The 15520-nt window shown below is 67.7% G+C and carries 17 protein-coding genes and 1 tRNA gene; 9 read left to right on the forward strand and 9 right to left on the reverse strand.

Annotation, left to right across the window (positions count from 1 at the left end; all coding sequences use genetic code 11):
- Window positions 1–5: 5 nt before the first annotated feature.
- The 3 genes from AB0I81_RS18935 to AB0I81_RS18945 form a co-directional block, all read right to left on the reverse strand.
- Window positions 6–173 carry a hypothetical protein gene (locus AB0I81_RS18935; RefSeq protein WP_360658140.1) on the reverse strand — a complete coding sequence of 56 codons (168 nt, stop codon included), beginning with the start codon at window positions 171–173 and terminating at the stop codon, window positions 6–8.
- A gap of 608 nt (window positions 174–781) precedes the next feature.
- Window positions 782–2413: a carboxylesterase family protein gene (locus AB0I81_RS18940; protein WP_360658143.1), complete on the reverse strand. Its 1632-nt coding sequence runs from the start codon at window positions 2411–2413 to the stop codon at window positions 782–784.
- Window positions 2410–2643: a hypothetical protein gene (locus tag AB0I81_RS18945; RefSeq protein WP_360658146.1), complete on the reverse strand. Its 234-nt coding sequence runs from the start codon at window positions 2641–2643 to the stop codon at window positions 2410–2412. The genes AB0I81_RS18940 and AB0I81_RS18945 overlap by 4 nt, the downstream gene beginning before the upstream one ends.
- Window positions 2644–2734: 91 nt before the next feature.
- Between AB0I81_RS18945 and AB0I81_RS18950 the strand changes: the two genes are divergently transcribed.
- Both AB0I81_RS18950 and AB0I81_RS18955 read left to right on the forward strand, forming a co-directional pair.
- Complete coding sequence (locus tag AB0I81_RS18950) at window positions 2735–3376, forward strand: TetR family transcriptional regulator C-terminal domain-containing protein (protein ID WP_360658148.1); 642 nt, start codon at window positions 2735–2737, stop codon at window positions 3374–3376.
- A 948-nt stretch (window positions 3377–4324) separates the two neighbouring features.
- Window positions 4325–4753, forward strand: a complete 429-nt coding sequence (locus AB0I81_RS18955; protein WP_360658151.1) for a hypothetical protein — start codon at window positions 4325–4327, stop codon at window positions 4751–4753.
- A gap of 168 nt (window positions 4754–4921) precedes the next feature.
- On the opposite strand, the gene AB0I81_RS18960 is transcribed toward AB0I81_RS18955, so the two are convergent.
- Both AB0I81_RS18960 and AB0I81_RS18965 read right to left on the reverse strand, forming a co-directional pair.
- A complete protein-coding gene (locus AB0I81_RS18960; RefSeq protein ID WP_360658154.1) occupies window positions 4922–5521 on the reverse strand; it encodes a dihydrofolate reductase family protein in 600 nt (199 codons plus the stop codon).
- Window positions 5518–6375: a metalloregulator ArsR/SmtB family transcription factor gene (locus tag AB0I81_RS18965; RefSeq protein ID WP_360658157.1), complete on the reverse strand. Its 858-nt coding sequence runs from the start codon at window positions 6373–6375 to the stop codon at window positions 5518–5520. The genes AB0I81_RS18960 and AB0I81_RS18965 overlap by 4 nt, the downstream gene beginning before the upstream one ends.
- Before the next feature lie 369 nt (window positions 6376–6744).
- Between AB0I81_RS18965 and AB0I81_RS18970 the strand changes: the two genes are divergently transcribed.
- From AB0I81_RS18970 to AB0I81_RS18980, 3 genes are all read left to right on the forward strand, one after another.
- The gene (locus tag AB0I81_RS18970) at window positions 6745–7791 is read left to right on the forward strand and encodes an ATP-binding protein (RefSeq protein WP_360658160.1); all 1047 of its coding nucleotides are present in this window, start codon (window positions 6745–6747) and stop codon (window positions 7789–7791) included.
- 343 nt (window positions 7792–8134) lie between these two features.
- On the forward strand, window positions 8135–8389 hold the full coding sequence (locus tag AB0I81_RS18975; RefSeq protein WP_360658163.1) for a hypothetical protein: 255 nt from the start codon (window positions 8135–8137) through the stop codon (window positions 8387–8389).
- A 146-nt stretch (window positions 8390–8535) separates the two neighbouring features.
- On the forward strand, window positions 8536–9129 hold the full coding sequence (locus AB0I81_RS18980) for a hypothetical protein (RefSeq protein WP_360658166.1): 594 nt from the start codon (window positions 8536–8538) through the stop codon (window positions 9127–9129).
- A 108-nt stretch (window positions 9130–9237) separates the two neighbouring features.
- On the opposite strand, the gene AB0I81_RS18985 is transcribed toward AB0I81_RS18980, so the two are convergent.
- The 3 genes from AB0I81_RS18985 to AB0I81_RS18995 all read right to left on the reverse strand — a co-directional run bounded on the left by AB0I81_RS18985 (window position 9238) and on the right by AB0I81_RS18995 (window position 11095).
- Window positions 9238–9618 carry an endonuclease/exonuclease/phosphatase family protein gene (locus AB0I81_RS18985; protein ID WP_360658169.1) on the reverse strand — a complete coding sequence of 127 codons (381 nt, stop codon included), beginning with the start codon at window positions 9616–9618 and terminating at the stop codon, window positions 9238–9240.
- 76 nt (window positions 9619–9694) lie between these two features.
- Window positions 9695–10468: a MerR family transcriptional regulator gene (locus tag AB0I81_RS18990; RefSeq protein WP_360658172.1), complete on the reverse strand. Its 774-nt coding sequence runs from the start codon at window positions 10466–10468 to the stop codon at window positions 9695–9697.
- A 15-nt stretch (window positions 10469–10483) separates the two neighbouring features.
- Window positions 10484–11095 carry a stage II sporulation protein M gene (locus AB0I81_RS18995; protein ID WP_360658175.1) on the reverse strand — a complete coding sequence of 204 codons (612 nt, stop codon included), beginning with the start codon at window positions 11093–11095 and terminating at the stop codon, window positions 10484–10486.
- A 753-nt stretch (window positions 11096–11848) separates the two neighbouring features.
- Between AB0I81_RS18995 and AB0I81_RS19000 the strand changes: the two genes are divergently transcribed.
- Together AB0I81_RS19000 and AB0I81_RS19005 are read left to right on the forward strand one after the other, a co-directional pair.
- On the forward strand, window positions 11849–12439 hold the full coding sequence (locus tag AB0I81_RS19000) for a hypothetical protein (RefSeq protein ID WP_360658178.1): 591 nt from the start codon (window positions 11849–11851) through the stop codon (window positions 12437–12439).
- A complete protein-coding gene (locus tag AB0I81_RS19005) occupies window positions 12436–12819 on the forward strand; it encodes an SDR family oxidoreductase (RefSeq protein ID WP_360658181.1) in 384 nt (127 codons plus the stop codon). The genes AB0I81_RS19000 and AB0I81_RS19005 overlap by 4 nt, the downstream gene beginning before the upstream one ends.
- A gap of 202 nt (window positions 12820–13021) precedes the next feature.
- On the opposite strand, the gene AB0I81_RS19010 is transcribed toward AB0I81_RS19005, so the two are convergent.
- A tRNA-Lys gene (locus tag AB0I81_RS19010) sits at window positions 13022–13095 on the reverse strand.
- Between the two features lie 103 nt (window positions 13096–13198).
- Here AB0I81_RS19010 and AB0I81_RS19015 point away from each other — a divergent pair.
- Both AB0I81_RS19015 and AB0I81_RS19020 read left to right on the forward strand, forming a co-directional pair.
- The gene (locus AB0I81_RS19015; protein WP_360658184.1) at window positions 13199–14038 is read left to right on the forward strand and encodes a MoxR family ATPase; all 840 of its coding nucleotides are present in this window, start codon (window positions 13199–13201) and stop codon (window positions 14036–14038) included.
- The gene (locus AB0I81_RS19020) at window positions 14031–15512 is read left to right on the forward strand and encodes a VWA domain-containing protein (protein WP_360658187.1); all 1482 of its coding nucleotides are present in this window, start codon (window positions 14031–14033) and stop codon (window positions 15510–15512) included. The genes AB0I81_RS19015 and AB0I81_RS19020 overlap by 8 nt, the downstream gene beginning before the upstream one ends.
- Window positions 15513–15520 lie beyond the last annotated feature (8 nt).

Here is a 15520-nt window from a genome sequence, read left to right on the forward strand (position 1 = left end):
GGTCCTCAGGGGTGAACCTCACCCCTGGCATCAGCGCCGAGTTGCCGTTCCAGGACCATGACCTGGTGGCGCAGAACAAGGATTTCGGTGTCCTTGTCCCGATCACTCATCGGTAGCAGTCGTAGCGCGGCGAAAGCGTTCGTGACGGCGAGATAGGCCAGGCGGAGGAGCACGACCGATCATCATGCCGCACGTGGATGCCGTCCCTGGTGTTGGAGGCTCGCACCCCGGCGTCCTCGCTCCGCAAGGCCATGACCTGGCCGGACGGGATTGTCGGCAGGCGCAGCGTGCGCGAAGGCTATCGCCAGCAACATGAAACCGCGGGCCAGGTCGGGGGCCCGGCCGGCGGTGTTCGGCGGGCTTTGCTGGGCGGTGGAGGCCTTGGCCGGGCTGTCTGTCACGTGGAACAAGCAGAGAAAGAGAGGGGGCGGTCCGGAATCCGGCTCGGACGGGCCGCCGCTCAAGCGCGGCGCCGTCGCGGTGGCCGCTGGACATGGAGCCGATGGCCGGAGCAGGTCACCAGCCACTCCCCGGTTCGAAGCAGTCGCGGTTCCGGGTGTGTCAGCCGATGCCGTATGACGGGTGCCGGTCTGGACGAGCGAAACGCCGGCTCGATACACGGCCACCTCCGTGTACGGAGCGCCGTCATCGCTGAACCCGGTGCGCAGATGCGTCCAGTGGGCCGAGTAGCCGGGATGGGTCCCGAAGCGTCTGCGCCGCTGGCCGCGGCGAGGACAGCGTCTGAACCGCCGGACGGTGATCGCCTGAAGGACAGCCCAGCTCATGGGCTGAAGCTCTGTTCCTTGTGTGTGTCCCAGAAGCGGCAGTGGTGTTCGGTGGAGCCGTCGTCTTTGCTTCGGGCCGAGGAAAAGAAGCGGGTGTGGTTCGCGCTCGTGCTGGTCAGGGGCTTCCATCGGGGCAAGCCCGGGTCGTTGGGGTTGCCGGTGGCGGCGAAACGGGTCCAGTGGAGGATCATCTGGTCGGCCAGGCGGCGTTGGCTTGCCGACAGGGGCTGGTCGGTGGCGGCGCCGGGGCCGTCGAAGAGGTAGGGCAGTTCCCCGCCGTGGTACGCGCCCAGAGGGAAGGTGGCGGGCACGGGGAACCCGGCCGGTCTGGGGGCGGTGTCGTCGGCGAACTCGTACTGGTAGACGGGGGTCTTGCGGGCGAGCAGGCGGTTACCCGCCCGGGTCGGGCAGGTCCATCCGCGGTCGGTGGCGATGGCCGCCCAGGCCAGGGAGGCCGAGCCGTGTGCGCTGACGGGATACCTGGCTGCGACCCGCCGGGCGTCCTTGCCGAAGGCGGTGCGCAGGAACTGCTGATAGGTCTGACGGTTCAGGGGCTGGCCGGGACCGTCGAAGTACATGGCCACGAAGTATCGGGCCTCGTGCGCGGTGGTGCCGACCATGAGCGACACCGGGTGTACGCGTCCCTCGGCCACCGCCCGGCCCGGGTGGAGCGGCAGTGTGTCGCTTCCGTACGAGGGCGCCCAGGTGGCGGGAATCTTCTGCTGCGCGGCGAGCAGGGCTGGGACAGGGGCCCGGCGCAGGCAGGCCACCGTCTGGGCGGCGTCGGTGCAGCCGACCTGCCCAGCGGCGGCCGCGGCGATCTGTTCGCCGGACTGCCGCGATGGCCACACGGTGTCGCCCCCGGCGGGGTCGATGCCCATCTGATGCATCGAGCAACTGCCGCTCTGGATGATCGCCTTGTCGAACAGCCCCGCCGCTGCAGGGGATGTCAGCTGAGCGCAGGTGCTGAACGCGCCCGCGGACTCGCCGAACAGGGTGACGTTGCGCGGGTCGCCGCCGAAGGCCGCCGCGTTGTGCCGTACCCAGCGCAGTGCGGCCTGCTGGTCGAGCAGGCCGAATGCGCCCGAGCCTGGCAGAGCGGGGTGGCCGAGGAAGCCGAAGATGCCCAGCCGGTAGTTGACGGTCACGACGACCGTGCCCGCCTCCGCCAGCCGCCGGGTGTCGTAGTCGCCGCCGGCGCCTTGGGTGAAGCCGCCGCCATGCAGCCAGACCATCACCGGCAGCCGTTGTCCGGCGGGCACGGTCCGGGGGGCGGTGACGTTCAGGTACAGGCAGTCCTCGGCGGTGCTGGCCGGGTTGGAGTCGGCGGGATTGGCGTTCTGCGGACAGCGCGGGGCCGTGCGGGTGCCGTCCTTGACGCCCTTCCACGCTTGGACAGGTTGCGTCGGCTGCCAGCGAAGTGCTCCGGTCGGCGGTGCGGCATAGGGGATGGCGTTGAACCGCTGCAGGTCCCGGCCGACATGGGCGCCGGCGACGGTGCCGGACGAGGTGTGCACGACAGGCTCGCGCGGGCTCGATGCCGGGCCGGTGGCGATCGCGCAGGCCGCCACGACGGGCAGGCCGGCCACCGCCGTGACCAGCACGCACGCCATTCCTCGGAGGCTCATCGGCGCACCGCCCGATACGCCGCAATGAGCAGGAACATGGCTCCGACGGTTCCCAAGGCAAGATCGGCCCAGCCGGGGACGCCGACAGCGCGTAGGAGGCCGGCGACTCCGAAACTGGTGCCCCACTGAGCCTCAGTGATCGCCGAACCGAACCCCTGCACGGTGAACAGAGCTCCGGCCAGCCACAGCGCCTTATCGGTCGTGCGGTTGCGTGTCTTCGAACGACTCATGCAGTCTCCCTGGTTCCGATGCAGACGCATCGAATAAAACAGAAAAGTTGATACGATGCAACCGCATCGAAAACTTGGCGGAAGGAAGTCCATGCCCAAGCAGGTCGACTACGAGGCGCGACGCCGCCACATCGCCGAAGCGGTCTGCGACCTGATCGACCGGCACGGCCCCGAAGGCGCGACCCTCCGGGACGTGGCACACCATGCCAAGGTGTCCATGGGAGCCGTGCAACGATGCTTCGCCACCAAGGACGACATGCTCGCCTTCGCCCTGCACCACATCACCGAACGCGTCACCGCGCAGGGCCAGGAGGAGATCGGCGCCTCCGCCGCCAAGGAGTCGGCGGTGACCCTGCTCGCCGCCACCCTGCGTACGCTCGCCCTGATCGAGCCGCACCAGCGACGCGACGCCAGAATTCTGGCGGCCTTCACCGCCCACGCCACGGCCATCCCGTCCCTGGCGGAGATCCTGCGTCAAGCCCACGCCGAAACGCGCGACCTACTGGCCTGGCTGATCCGTTATGGCCAGCGGAGCGGCGAGTTCCGCGCCGACCTCGACGCCGACATGGAGGCCGAGATTCTCCTGCCCCTCGTCGAAGGGCTGACCTCGCTCGCCCTGCTCGGGCACCGCCCCACCGTTCCCGCCCACGACATGCTGACTCGTCATATCGACGGCCTGCTCACGGAGCCATTCCGGCCGAGCCAACCGGCCTCATCGACCGCGATCATCTGAGGAAGCCTGGCAAGCGCCACGCCGGCGCTGCTTCCGTCACGCCACGTACGCCAAGACGCCTTCCAAGGAGCCAAGCGTTCATCGCCACGCTTGGCAGCCGGTGGCCTGATGCGAGCGAGACCCGCGAGGTGAATCAACAGGACGGTGGCCAATGGTTGCGGGATGACGACGGTTTGGGGACGGCCGTAGTGCGCAGTTCGTCGAGGTTGCGCAGCTCCAGCAGGGCCTGCATGGGACACCGCGAGAGCTGAACAAGACAGCCGCGCGTTGACCGAACCGACGAAGGGAGATCACCATGATCGACTACACGATCAAGTGATCCTTTCCTCGTGGCAACCAGATGGTCCTATCGCCCTGGCAAGCAACGACCCTACGCCGGGTGGCCGGAGGAGTTGCGCCGCCGGCCACCCGGCACACCGCCTGTGGATCTCACTGCGTCACCATCAGCATGCGTGGTCACAGGTGAGCGTCAGGCGCAGGACACTACGGTAGGCGTATGCGATCGGTAACGACCACGGCCGCTCCCCCGCCCCTCGGCCCGTTCCGGTGCCCGTTTGCTCGCTCCCCCGCAGGGGTCACCACGCGAACGGGCACCGTCAGGTTCCCGTTCGGCTTTTGTAGAGCCTCGCCCGAGAGGGTGCTGCCGGTTGCACCATACTCACCGGAGTTCCGCAGTTCCTGATGGCGCTGGTGACCGGTTACGGGCAGCAGACCAGGCGAACGGCGTTCGCGGTGGTGACACAGGGACGTCCGATTCGTGTCACCACGGACACCACTCGACACCGTGATTCTTAACGTCGTCCGAGGTCAGGCCGAAGAGCAACCAGCGAGCAACCGACGGCGTGATTGTGTGGCCTTGACCATTCCGATCGGCAGCTCCTGCTGCCCGGTTCGACATTCTGAACTCCGCAGAAAGCGAACGGCGACATCTTCGGGGAAGGAAAAGAAATGCGATCATTTCACACATTCGCCGGCTTGGCCGCCGCGGCGATCAGTCTCGTGGCGCTCGTAGGCCCGGCGACCGCGCAGGCCGCACCAGGGGCCGGCCAGGCCGCCGCCAACCTCTGTGGCGGGGGCGTGTTCCTCGACGGCATCAGGGCCCTCGAGGTCAGCGAAAACGGCCGGGACGAAGTGAAGATCGTGAATGGCAGGGGCAAGAAGATCTGGCCGGTGACCGCGTCTTATGTGTCGATCGCCCGGGACCAGCGGGTCGAGGTGGACAAGTGTGTCAAGGTCGGCAGCCTGCAAAGGCTCATCGAGGTCGATGACCTTGATGCAAACGACAACCTCGGCAGCATTCGCATCCGGGGGCATGTGAGCCGCAATTACGAATTCCGCAGTGGCGAGTCCAGGTACCGGATCGGCGTCATCCGCTGAGCCCACTACCTGCACCAGAGTCACGAACACCTGGCCATGGCCGCCATCACGCTCATGAGCCGGAGACTCACCGCAATCAGGCCGCCCGGGCTTGGACCAGACATCGGCCCGACTCGACCCAGGCGGCCTGATCCGCACGTGGATTACCGACGGATCGAAGGTGTCTTCTTAGCGGACTCGGTCGTAGACCATGGCGATCTCGCCCAGTTCGCCGCTTTGCTGGTGGCTGAGCATCCACCTCGAAGCTGGCAGGCCATCGTCGAACAGTCGCTGCCCACCTCCGACGATCTCGGGAAAGATCATGAGGTGCAGCCGGTCGAGCAGGTCTGCCGACAGGAGCGGCTTGATGATGCTCGCGCTGCTGTTGACGAGGATGTCGCCCTCACCAGTGGCCTTGAGGTCGGCAACGACATCGGCGGCGGGGGCGTTCACCACGCGGGTGCGTTCCCACGGCGCCTCGGTCAAGGTGGTCGAGAAGACGACCTTTTCTGTGTCGACCAGCCACTTGGCGTATCCGCGATCACGCGGGTCAGCGTTCTCGTCTTCGGCGACCGCTGGCCAGTAGCCCATGAATCCCTCCGCGTTGAGTCGGCCGAGCAGCGCCGTCGTCGCACTCTCCCAGATGCCGCCCATGTGGTTCCGCGCGACCTCGCTGGTCACATAGGGCGCGAACGCGGCGAAATCGCTGGGCCCGCCTGGACCGTTGTAACGCCCGTCGAGGGTGAGGCTCAGGTTCGCGGTCACTCTGCGGCCGGTCGAGTTCGTCATTTGGCGCTCCTTGTATGGGTGTCGTGCTCAGTGTCGTGCGTGTCCGCGGCGAGGGTCGCCGCGAGCTTGTCGAGGCTCTGGCCGAAGCCGATCTCGATGCCTGCGATGAAGTCCGCTGAGTCGACCGTGCTGTCGGTGACTTGGAAGTGGACATCGAGTTCTGTGCCCGTGTCGGTGCGCCGGAGCCCGAGGCCAAGGTGGGCGGTGAAGGCGAGGCTGCCGTCGGGAAGCTGAGGGGAGAGCCGGTAGGCGAGGCGCTCACCGGGGCGTACGTCCTCGACGACTCCCAGCGCGCGCCCGGCGACCAGGTCGGAGCCGTCGGCGTCCTCGGCGTCGCGGTACTCATGGACGATCCGCCCACCCGGTCGCGCCTCGAAGACAAGCTCGGAGACGCGCAGGTCATCCGGCGTCCACCAGCGGGCGAGTAGGGAAGCCTCGGTCAGGTGATGCCAGACCTCTTCCGGGCCCGCTGTCAGCGACCGGTGGAACGTGAATGAGCGGCCGTCGGCCCACCCCGGCTCGTTGGCGGCGAGCCGTTCTACGTGGAGGCTGAGCTCGTAGCGGTCGTAGGTCTCGCGCGAGCCGCCGGCTCGGTCCGCGGTGTCGGCCAGCCGAGTGAGCGCAGCCGCCAGTTCCCGTAGAGGTGCGGGCCGGAGCGCGTAGACGCGGCGCTGGCCGGAGCGCTGGGAGGTGACGACGCCGGCACGCTCAAGGGCCTGCAGGTGCTTGGTCGTCTGCGGCTGGCGCGCCTCTGCGAGCTGAGCGAGAACACCGACCGGGCGGGGCCGCTCGGCCAGCAGGCCCACGAGCCGCCAGCGGGCCGGGTCAGCCAGTGCGGTGAGGAGTGCGTCCATGCCGAGAAGTATTCACCAAAGCGAATATTCGCGTCAAGGAATACCTTGGCATGGTCAGGCAGCATCCGAATCGGGCAGGCCCGCTGTTGCCCTTGGCGATGAAACAGGTAGTGGCCGCCGACGGCGATGAAGTGGCGGGCGTGGTCGTGCTGGGTGTGCAGGGTGTCGGCGGTGATCACCGTGTGGCCGAGGTCCAGCCCGCGCCACCACCAGCGCACCTTCTGCTCCGCAGCCAGTCGCGCCCGCCGAACCGTGCGCCGAACCAGACGCCGAATCAGACCAGGGCCCGGCCGAGACCGCAGACGAGACGCTGGCCGAGGTGATCCCGCTGGGGCTGTTCGATCCCCTGGAAAATCCCTGGAGACGCTCGTGACCGACCGCGGCCACCTCACCGGCACCACCCTGCAGGCCGCCGACGAGCAGTCCGGGCAGCACCTGACCACCATTCCCGGCTGGCGGCGGTCGCTGGCCGAGCCCCCGGCCCCGCCTGCCTTGCTGAACGCCGCCGACCACGCCCGGCTGCCCGGCATCGCGCGCGACGCCTACGACGAAGCCCGGCTCGACCACCACGCGCGGCTGCTGGTGGTGGCCACCTCCGCCGTTCGCCACACGGTGACCTGCGGGCGGCGCCTGGTGCTGCTCAACCGGCACGCGATCAGCGCCCGCCGCGGGCTGATCGTCTCCGGCCCGGCCGGCACCGGCAAGACCATCGCCATCACCCAGCTCGGACGCGCCCACGAACTGCTGGACCGAGCCCGCCACCCGCACACCGGCGACAGGATCCCGGTCGCCTACATCACCGTCCCGCCCGCCGCCACCGCCCGCATGGTCGCCGCCGAATTCGGCCGCTTCCTCGGCCTGCCGGTCCGCAGCCGGCTCAACATCACCGACATCATCGAGTCCGTCGTGGGCGTGCTCACCGACACCCGCTGCGGGCTGATCCTGGTCGACGAACTGCACAACATCTCCCTGACCAGCCGCACCGGCGCCGAAGTCGCCGACACCCTCAAATACTTCTCCGAACGCATCCCGGCCACCTTCGTCTATACCGGCATCGACATCGAACGCAGCGACCTGCTGTCCGGCACCCGCGGCGCGCAGATCGCCGGACGCTTCACCCTCATCACCACCCAGCCGTTTCCCTACGGCCCCGAATGGCAGGGCCTGGTCGCCACCCTGGAACAGACGCTGCTGCTGCACGCCCACAAGCCCGGCACCCTCACCTGCCTGGACCGCTACCTGCACGACCGGACCGGCGGCATGATCGGCGCCTTATCCCACCAGATCCGCGGAGCCGCCCTCGACGCCATCCTCACCGGCACCGAAAGAATCACCAAGAAAGGGTTGGACGCAGTCCCGCTGGACCACACCGCCGAAACCACCCGCACCCGCGCCAAAACCGGCCCCAGCCGATGAACAACGTCCCGGACGAGCGGCTCGTCCCGCTGCCGATCCTGGTCCGTCCCCGATCCGGCGAAACCACCGGCTCCTACATCCGCCGTCTGGCCCGGGCCAACCACCTCAAGCCCAGCTACCTGCACGGCTTTCTCGCCGGCCCGCCGACGTGGTTCGGCAAGCCGCGTCTCGAACGACTCACCGTCTTATCCGGACGCACCCCTCAGGTGCTGCGAATACGCTCTCCGACGCCGGCCCAGCTCCCGGTCGAGACAAACCCGGCCCTTCCAACAAGCCCCAACGCATCGACAAGGCAGAGCTCTACCGGCGGATCCGTCACGATGCTGAGACCGAGAACCTGTCCATGCGCGCCCTGGTCAGGCGTCATCACGTCACCGGGCGCAGGGTCAAGGCCGCCCTCACCAACCCCGAGCCTCCGGCCCGCAAGCCCTTACCCCGCCGCCCCTCGGCCATCGATCCGATCCAGCACCTCATCGACGCCATGATCGAGAACGGTCACCGCCCTACAGAGATCTGGACACGGCTCATGGACGAGCACGACGTCTCGATCTCCTACGGCCTGATCAGGCTCTATGTCCACAACCAGACGATGCGCTGATGCGGCTCCCTGCGATACATGGCGGCTGAGGGAAGGTCGAGCTCGCGATTCTCCGCAGTGACCAGCTTCAGTTGGCGGGACATCCCCAGGTTTACTTGGCGGATTCGTACTTGATCACGGAGCGCACGGCCACATAAGGAGATACGTTGATCTCGGACTATCAGCAACGGTTGCGCCAGCACTTTCTTGCCGCTCCCGTAGTCCAGGCGCCGGCGCCCTGGCAGCCGGTGCTGGACAACAGAACGCCCATCGGCGGCTTGCTGGGAATCGGCTTCGCCGTCCATCCAGAGAGCGGACGAGATCTGGTCATGGTCGTCTCCAATGACGGCCATGGGCTCTTCGATGCGGGCACCGGCGAGAAGATTGCCCGAGATCGTGATCCCGACCCCGACACCAGCACACCTGACGCATCCCCGGACCTCACATGCCCCGGTCTCGGGCCAATCACAGGCACCCGGGTGCACATCGCCGGCCTCTTCGGTGGTGGCCTTCACAGCACCACCCCGGATGGCTGGGGCCTCGACGTCGTCAGCCCCGAATGGCCCAACGACCGCGTTTTGCTTTCTGCGGACGGCGACATCTACAAGGATCCGCCGGGAGAAGGCTGGTGGCACATCTTCCACGCCAACTACTCCACCTTCCGCGCCGCCGGATTCTCGCCTTCAGGCCTCACCCTCGCCGTTGCTACCAGCAGCGACCTCACCCTCTGGACGCGGCCAACTCTCAACTTGCGGGCATGAACACGGAGCCTGGCCTCACCCGATTGTCCTCGGCGCCAGGCTCCGCCAACAACAACTGGAACCGTCATCTATACGGAGGGCTGACCGCTCAACCTTCGTTGTCACAACTCAAGGTTCGCTGTCACGGGACAGCACCGGATGTCCCGCTCCTCCTGCACGCGGCCAGGCGCTCAGGACGTAGTCGAAGCGGCGATCGGAATAGAGCCCAGGGCGTGCCCAAGGATTGGCGTTGCTCCACGTGTAGCCGGGACCGCCGTCGCCGGCGATCTCCCAAGCGTCATAGAACACCACTCCAGGCGTCCCCGGCGCGCTACGTCCGGTCAGCATTCTGATCTCGTCACTGTCGGGCGCCGCGTTGAAATCCCCGCATACAACCGTTGGATGTCGCCGAGTGGCCACCTCCCCCACGAAAGAGGTCAGTGCCCGAACCTGCATCTGGCGAGCCTCCGACTCATCCAGGCGATACGCGCCGATCATCACGCTGAACACCTGCAGCGGTCCTCGTGGTCCCGCCACCTCACAGAACAACGCGCGTCCCGGCAGCGCCCCACCCAGCAGGTGCCGCTCAGTCCCGGTCTGGCTGCTCGGCGGATCCGAGCTCTCTCAGGAGGGCGTCGTGGCGGCGCAGGACCCGCAGTTGTGCGGGGTTGTAGAGAGCGTCGAGGGCGTGTGTGAGGACGCTTCCGGCGGTGGACGGCCCGAGCGGTGAACGATCCACGGTGTGGGCCAGCTCGGGAAAGCGTTCCCACTGCCGCCGCGAGGCCGCGACCACGCGGCGCGTGACGTCCTCGATGGTCGCGTCGTCCGCGTCGCCGGCCAGCCGCTCGAACTCCTCGTCGGTGTCCTCCTCAGCCATCAGTGCCCGCCGGAACGCATCGAGCGTCTCGGCATCGAAGACCTGCGCGTAGATCGCGAGGAGCGCTTGTTGCCTCGGCGAAAGGTCGGCGGCGAAGGCGGCGAAGTCGGCGGGCGTCTCGAGGGGGGCGCTGTGCGAGCGGAGGTGGGCGAGATCGGCGCGGACGCGCTCGAGCTGCTCGATGCGCGCCGCAAGATCGGCGTCGAGGGCGTCGATGGCGTTTTCCGCGTGCGAATCGCCTGCACCGAGCGCGGCGATCCGGCTCACTGAGAGGCCGAGCTCCCGCAGGCGCCTGATACGCAGCAGGTGGACGAGGTGCGCCACCTCGTAGCGCTTGTACCCGTTCGCCGCACGCTCGGGATGTGGGAGGAGCCCGACCCGGTGGTAGTACCGCACCGTGTTCTCGGTCGTGCCGGCGATCCGTGCGGCCTCCCGTGTGCTCCACGCCATGCGTCTGGGCCCCCTCGTCTCGATCCGGTCCATGCTCGCATTATCGCCTCATCCCGCCACGAGCAGAGGGACGATGTACACGATCGAGAACGCCTCGTACAGGGCGCCGACGATGAACAGCACCAGAGCCGGGACCCACATCACCCCGAGGAGCCGCATCCCGCGGACCCACGCCTGCCGGCGCGACGTCGCACCGACGCGAGCCGGTCGGATCCACGCCCGCCCCAGAAGACAGGCGCCGAACAGCAGCAGCACGTACGCCTGGAACTCCACCACCAGGGTGAGCGAGTGCGGAATGAGGCTCATCGTCACATCATGGTTGACCGGTGCCAGTTTGATTCCCGAGGTGAACGCGAAGTAAGCGAAGAACGGGATCCCGGCAAAGGGGACGATCATCGACGGAAGCGTGATGGCTACGAGCGCCACCCTCGTGAGATTCACGGCCAGGATCGTGACGGCGAACATCCACGGCTGGGAGAGCAGCGATTTGATGAGCGCCGAATCGCCGGAGGCGTCCATCGAGCCCATGTAGAAGGCGTTGAGTTCGGGGCTAAGCGCGCCGAGGACCATTCCGGCAACGACCAAGCCGTACGTCATCACGTTGAGGGACGCATACAGCCGCGCGTGCCGACGAATCAAGGTCAACGATGAGTTCAGCACGCGCCACGGCGCGCGGAGAGCGCCGTGGCGCGTCCGGCTGGATCCCGTTCTGGACGGCGCGGGGCTTGATGTTGGAGGCATGAAGCCATCAGAAACTCTGTTCCAAGAACGCAGTCAAGCGTCGGCGCTACCGAAGATCTGGCTGCTGACGGCGACGGCTGAAAACTGGATCAGGCAGCGGTGTTACCGCTGCGGGTGGGCTCCCCTGGACGCTTCGGGTGTTCGAGGTCCGTTGCGGTTCGGGGGAGCCCACCAGGCGATGTTCACACAGGGGGAAGACGTGGAAGCGCAGGCGTTGCGCGGGCAGGGCTGTCGATCTCGGCGATCGCTCGGCATTTGGGCCGGAACCGGCGGACGGTTCGGGCGTATCTGAGCGGGGAGCGCGTGCCGGGCCAGCGAAAGAGCGCGAGCCCGGATGGGTTCGCGCCGGTGGAGGAGTACTGCCGGATCCGGCTGCGGCAGGATCCGCATCTGCAGGCCACCACGCTGTTTGAGGAGGTGCAGGGGCTGGGTTATGCGGGCGGGGGCCCTTGGGCGTCTTCCCTGAGCTTCGCACCCCGGTGAGCAGGACCCACCGACGCACGTCGGGGCGGGGCTAATCTCGAACACTGATCAGGAACTACGCATCCGGCATAACCGGCCTCCAATCTGCGAGTTCACTCGAATGCGCGACTTCGTGTCGCGCCACTCAGGAGGAGCCGCACCCTACGAGATTAAGTTCACACGAATGGACCTGCCTCTACTGTGAATGAGGTGAGCGAGGAATTGAACGAGGCGCTTGGTGTGTTGGCGCTCCTCGGGGGTCTGCTGCTGCTTGTCATGCTGGTGTCCGGTGATTCCGAAGCCAAGCCAGCCGATAACGAAGTCGACCCGGCCGTGAAGCGACGGCGGTGGGAAGTGCGGGTCCAGGGGGCACGCCGCCTCCTGGAGGTCTGCCTCACCAACGCCGCCCACGGGGAGAAGCACTACCAGGAGGCTGAGAGGCGCCTTGCCACTCCTGGTTTGGAGATCCTCGCGGTCAGGGAGATCGAACAGGCCTGCATCTACAGGCACTGGCGGGCGCTGCTGCACTTGGCGGTTATCCGCGCCATGGAGAGGAGGCCCCAAGAGGCGATATATGCGTTCGACAAGGCCGTCCTGATGGTGAACCCTGCGGGGATCGAGCCCGACGACTTCCGGCCCAAAATGGTCGGGATGGCCCTGGTCTGGCTGGAGGTCCGCTCGGAGCTGGCCAAGGTGTGGGAGGACTCTGTAGGCCGGAGACATCCTGGCCTGTCCAGCTCGCAGTTGCGCGCCAAAGCCGTCGAAGAGATCATCGAGACGATCCCGCCCTTGAAACCATGACGCCCTCGCAGGGCTGCCACAGGCCGGGCGGGTTCTTGCCGCTGCCCAGCGCCGCCCACTACGCCGCATCCAAGGCCGCCCTCGAACAACTCGCCCGCAGCTGGGCGCTGGAACTGGTCGGCGACGGCATCCGCGTGAGCGCCCTGGCCCCCGGGCCTACCCAGAGCCAGGCTCTGACCACCGCCGGCCTGCCCGAGACCGTCGTCCAGCAGATCAAGCGCGAGGAGGCCGCCAGCACCCCGCTCGGCCGCCACGGCGAGCCCGACGAGGTCGCCACCTGGATCCCGCGCCGGGCCGACCTCGCCATGACCTGGCTGACCGGCCAGGTCATGGCCATCTACGGCGGCCTGAACCTCACTAGTCTAGGCCTTCCGCCTTGAGCTCCTCTTGGCCTTCTTGAGGGTCTAACCCTACTCAAGGGCCCAAGCCGGACCCCGGAACGCCCGGCCATGTGCCGGAACCGTGCCGAAGAGCAACCATCGAGCAACCCATGGCGCGCCTCGGTCTATCCAAAGGTGGGCGGAGGCCCTTCGAAAACCGAGAAACCCCAGCTCAGCGCGCTGAGCCAGGGTTTCGGTGCGGTGCGCCGCCAGGGACTCGAACCCCGGACCCGCTGATTAAGAGTCAGCTGCTCTGACCAACTGAGCTAGCGGCGCTGGCAGGAAGGAATATACCGGTGATCCGCATCTTGGTCGAATCGGAATCTGCTGGACACGACCCGCTAGAATAAAGTTCGGCAGCCTGCAGACAGGAGCATTGATGTTCGACTCGCTCGCCGAAGTGACGGAGCGGCTCGCCGCTGTGGACTACCTCTCCGACGACGCCATCTCCACCTCGGTGTTCCTGGCCGCGGCGCTGGGCAAGCCGCTGCTGGTCGAAGGGCCTGCGGGGGTCGGGAAGACGCAGCTGGCCAAGGCGGTGGCCATGACGACCGGGGCCGACCTGATCAGGCTGCAGTGTTACGAGGGGCTGGATGAGGCCAGGGCGCTGTACGAGTGGAACTACAAGAAGCAGCTCCTGCGTATCCAGGCCACCAGTGCCGACGACGACATCTTCAGCGAGGAGTTCCTGCTGGAGCGGCCGCTGCTCAAGGCGATCAGGGCCGAGCGGCCCACCGTGCTGCTCATCGACGAGACCGACAAGGCCGACGTCGAGGTCGAGGGGCTGCTGCTGGAGCTGTTGTCGGACTTCCAGGTGACGATTCCCGAGCTGGGCACGATCGCCGCCACGCGCAGGCCGTACGTGGTGCTGACCTCCAACGCCACCCGCGAGTTGTCGGAGGCGCTCAAGCGGCGCTGCCTCTACCTGCACATCGAGTACCCCACGCCGGAACGCGAGCGGGACATCGTGCTGGCCCAGGTGCCGGGTATCCGGGCCGAGCTGGCCGAGCAGCTGGCCAGGACGGTGGCGACGCTGCGGTCGCTGGAGTTGAAGAAGGCGCCGTCCGTGGCCGAGACCGTGGACTGGGCCAACACGCTGCTGGCGCTGGGACGGGAGGAGCTGGACGAGGCGACGGTGGCCGGGACGCTCGGCGTGGTGCTCAAGCACGCCTCCGACCACGAGCGGGCGGCCAAGGAGCTGGGATTGCCCGATGCCTGAGCAGCCGTCGCCCGAGCAGCCGTCCACTGAGCAGCCGTCCACTGAGCAGCCGTCCACTGAGCAGCCGTCCACTGAGCAGCCGTCCGCTGAGCAGTCGTCCCCTAAGCGGTCGTCGCTGGTGGGCAGGCATGTCGGGTTCGTGCACGCGTTGCGCGCGGCCGGGGTGCCGGTGTCGGTGGCCGAGGGGCTTGACGCGGCCTACGCGCTGCGGGTGATCGAGCTGGCCGATCGGGAGTCGTTGCGGGCGGCGTACGCGGCGACGCTGGTGAAGAAGCCGGCCTACCGGCCGGGCTTCGACGTGCTGTTTGACCTGTGGTTTCCGGCGACCACGACGGGGCTGGCCGCCGTACGGGCGAATGGCCGGATGAATCCGGAGACGGCCGAGGTGAAGGAGCTGCGCGAGCATCTCGCCGGCCTGCTGATGAACTCAACCGACCAGGAGTTGCGGGAGTTCGCGCAGGCCATGGTGGAGCGGTTCGGACGGCAGCAAACGGCGGGCCCCGGCCGCCAGAACTGGTTCTCCTACGGCGTCCTGCGTGCCCTGTCCCCCGAGACCCTGATGGCCGGCATCCTGCGCGAGGTGCTGCGCGGCCACGAGCGCGGCGGGCTGGCGGAGAAGACCGCGCGCCAGCGGGTCAACACCGGGATCAGGCGCTTCGAGGAGGCCGTGGCCACCGACGTGCGCCGGCGCATCGCCGAGGACGCGGGCATCGAGCGCATCGCCCGCTCGGCCGTACGCCCCCCGCTCGACCAGATCGACTTCCTGCGCGTCACCAAGGCCGACCTGGCCAGGCTGCGCCGCGAGGTGCACCCGCTGGCCCGGCGCCTGGCCGCCCGCCTGACCATCAAGCACAGAAAGGGCAAACGCGGCAGGCTCGACTTCCGCAGGACCGTACGGGCCTCGCTGCAGAGCGGCGGCGTGCCGCTCACCACCCACTTCAAACCGCCCCGGCCGCACAAGCCCGAGCTGGTCATCCTCTGCGACACCAGCGACTCGGTCTCGTCGTTCGCGCACTTCACGCTGCTGCTCACGTACGCGCTGCGCGAGCAGTTCACCAAGGTACGGGCGTTCGGCTTCGTGGACACGGTGGATGAGATCACCCGGTTCTTCCTGCCGGGCTCCGACGTGGTCGAGGCCATGACCAGGCTGGCGAACGAGGCCGACATGGTGCGCTTCGGCCGTACCAACTACGGGCACTCCCTGGAGGGCTTCGCCGAACGGTACGGCGACGCGATCGGCCCCAAGACGTCCCTGCTGATCCTGGGCGACGCCCGCTCCAACTACCAGCCGCCCGCCCTGGACGTGCTCAAGTCGCTGGCCTCCCGGTCCCGCCACGCCTACTGGCTCAACCCCGAGCCGAGGCAGCAGTGGGACACGGGCGACTCGGTGGCGGGCGACTACGGCACGGTCGTGCCCATGTACGAGTGCCGCAACGTCGCCCAGCTCACCACGTTCATCGAGACCCTGGCATAAACCAGGAC

The sequence above is a fragment of the Nonomuraea sp. NPDC050404 genome, assembly GCF_040655495.1.
In the GTDB taxonomy this organism is placed as follows: Bacteria; Actinomycetota; Actinomycetes; order Streptosporangiales; family Streptosporangiaceae; genus Nonomuraea.

Coding starts and splice junctions, on each gene's coding strand:
- AB0I81_RS19015 (WP_360658184.1), top strand. CDS start 13,199: ATGTTCGACTCGCTCGCCGAAGTGACGGAGCGGCTCGCCGCTGTGGAC.
- AB0I81_RS18940 (WP_360658143.1), bottom strand. CDS start 2,413: ATGAGCCTCCGAGGAATGGCGTGCGTGCTGGTCACGGCGGTGGCCGGC.
- AB0I81_RS19020 (WP_360658187.1), top strand. CDS start 14,031: ATGCCTGAGCAGCCGTCGCCCGAGCAGCCGTCCACTGAGCAGCCGTCC.
- AB0I81_RS18960 (WP_360658154.1), bottom strand. CDS start 5,521: ATGACGAACTCGACCGGCCGCAGAGTGACCGCGAACCTGAGCCTCACC.
- AB0I81_RS18950 (WP_360658148.1), top strand. CDS start 2,735: ATGCCCAAGCAGGTCGACTACGAGGCGCGACGCCGCCACATCGCCGAA.
- AB0I81_RS18990 (WP_360658172.1), bottom strand. CDS start 10,468: ATGGACCGGATCGAGACGAGGGGGCCCAGACGCATGGCGTGGAGCACA.
- AB0I81_RS19005 (WP_360658181.1), top strand. CDS start 12,436: ATGACGCCCTCGCAGGGCTGCCACAGGCCGGGCGGGTTCTTGCCGCTG.
- AB0I81_RS18965 (WP_360658157.1), bottom strand. CDS start 6,375: ATGGACGCACTCCTCACCGCACTGGCTGACCCGGCCCGCTGGCGGCTC.
- AB0I81_RS18955 (WP_360658151.1), top strand. CDS start 4,325: ATGCGATCATTTCACACATTCGCCGGCTTGGCCGCCGCGGCGATCAGT.
- AB0I81_RS18945 (WP_360658146.1), bottom strand. CDS start 2,643: ATGAGTCGTTCGAAGACACGCAACCGCACGACCGATAAGGCGCTGTGG.
- AB0I81_RS18975 (WP_360658163.1), top strand. CDS start 8,135: ATGCGCGCCCTGGTCAGGCGTCATCACGTCACCGGGCGCAGGGTCAAG.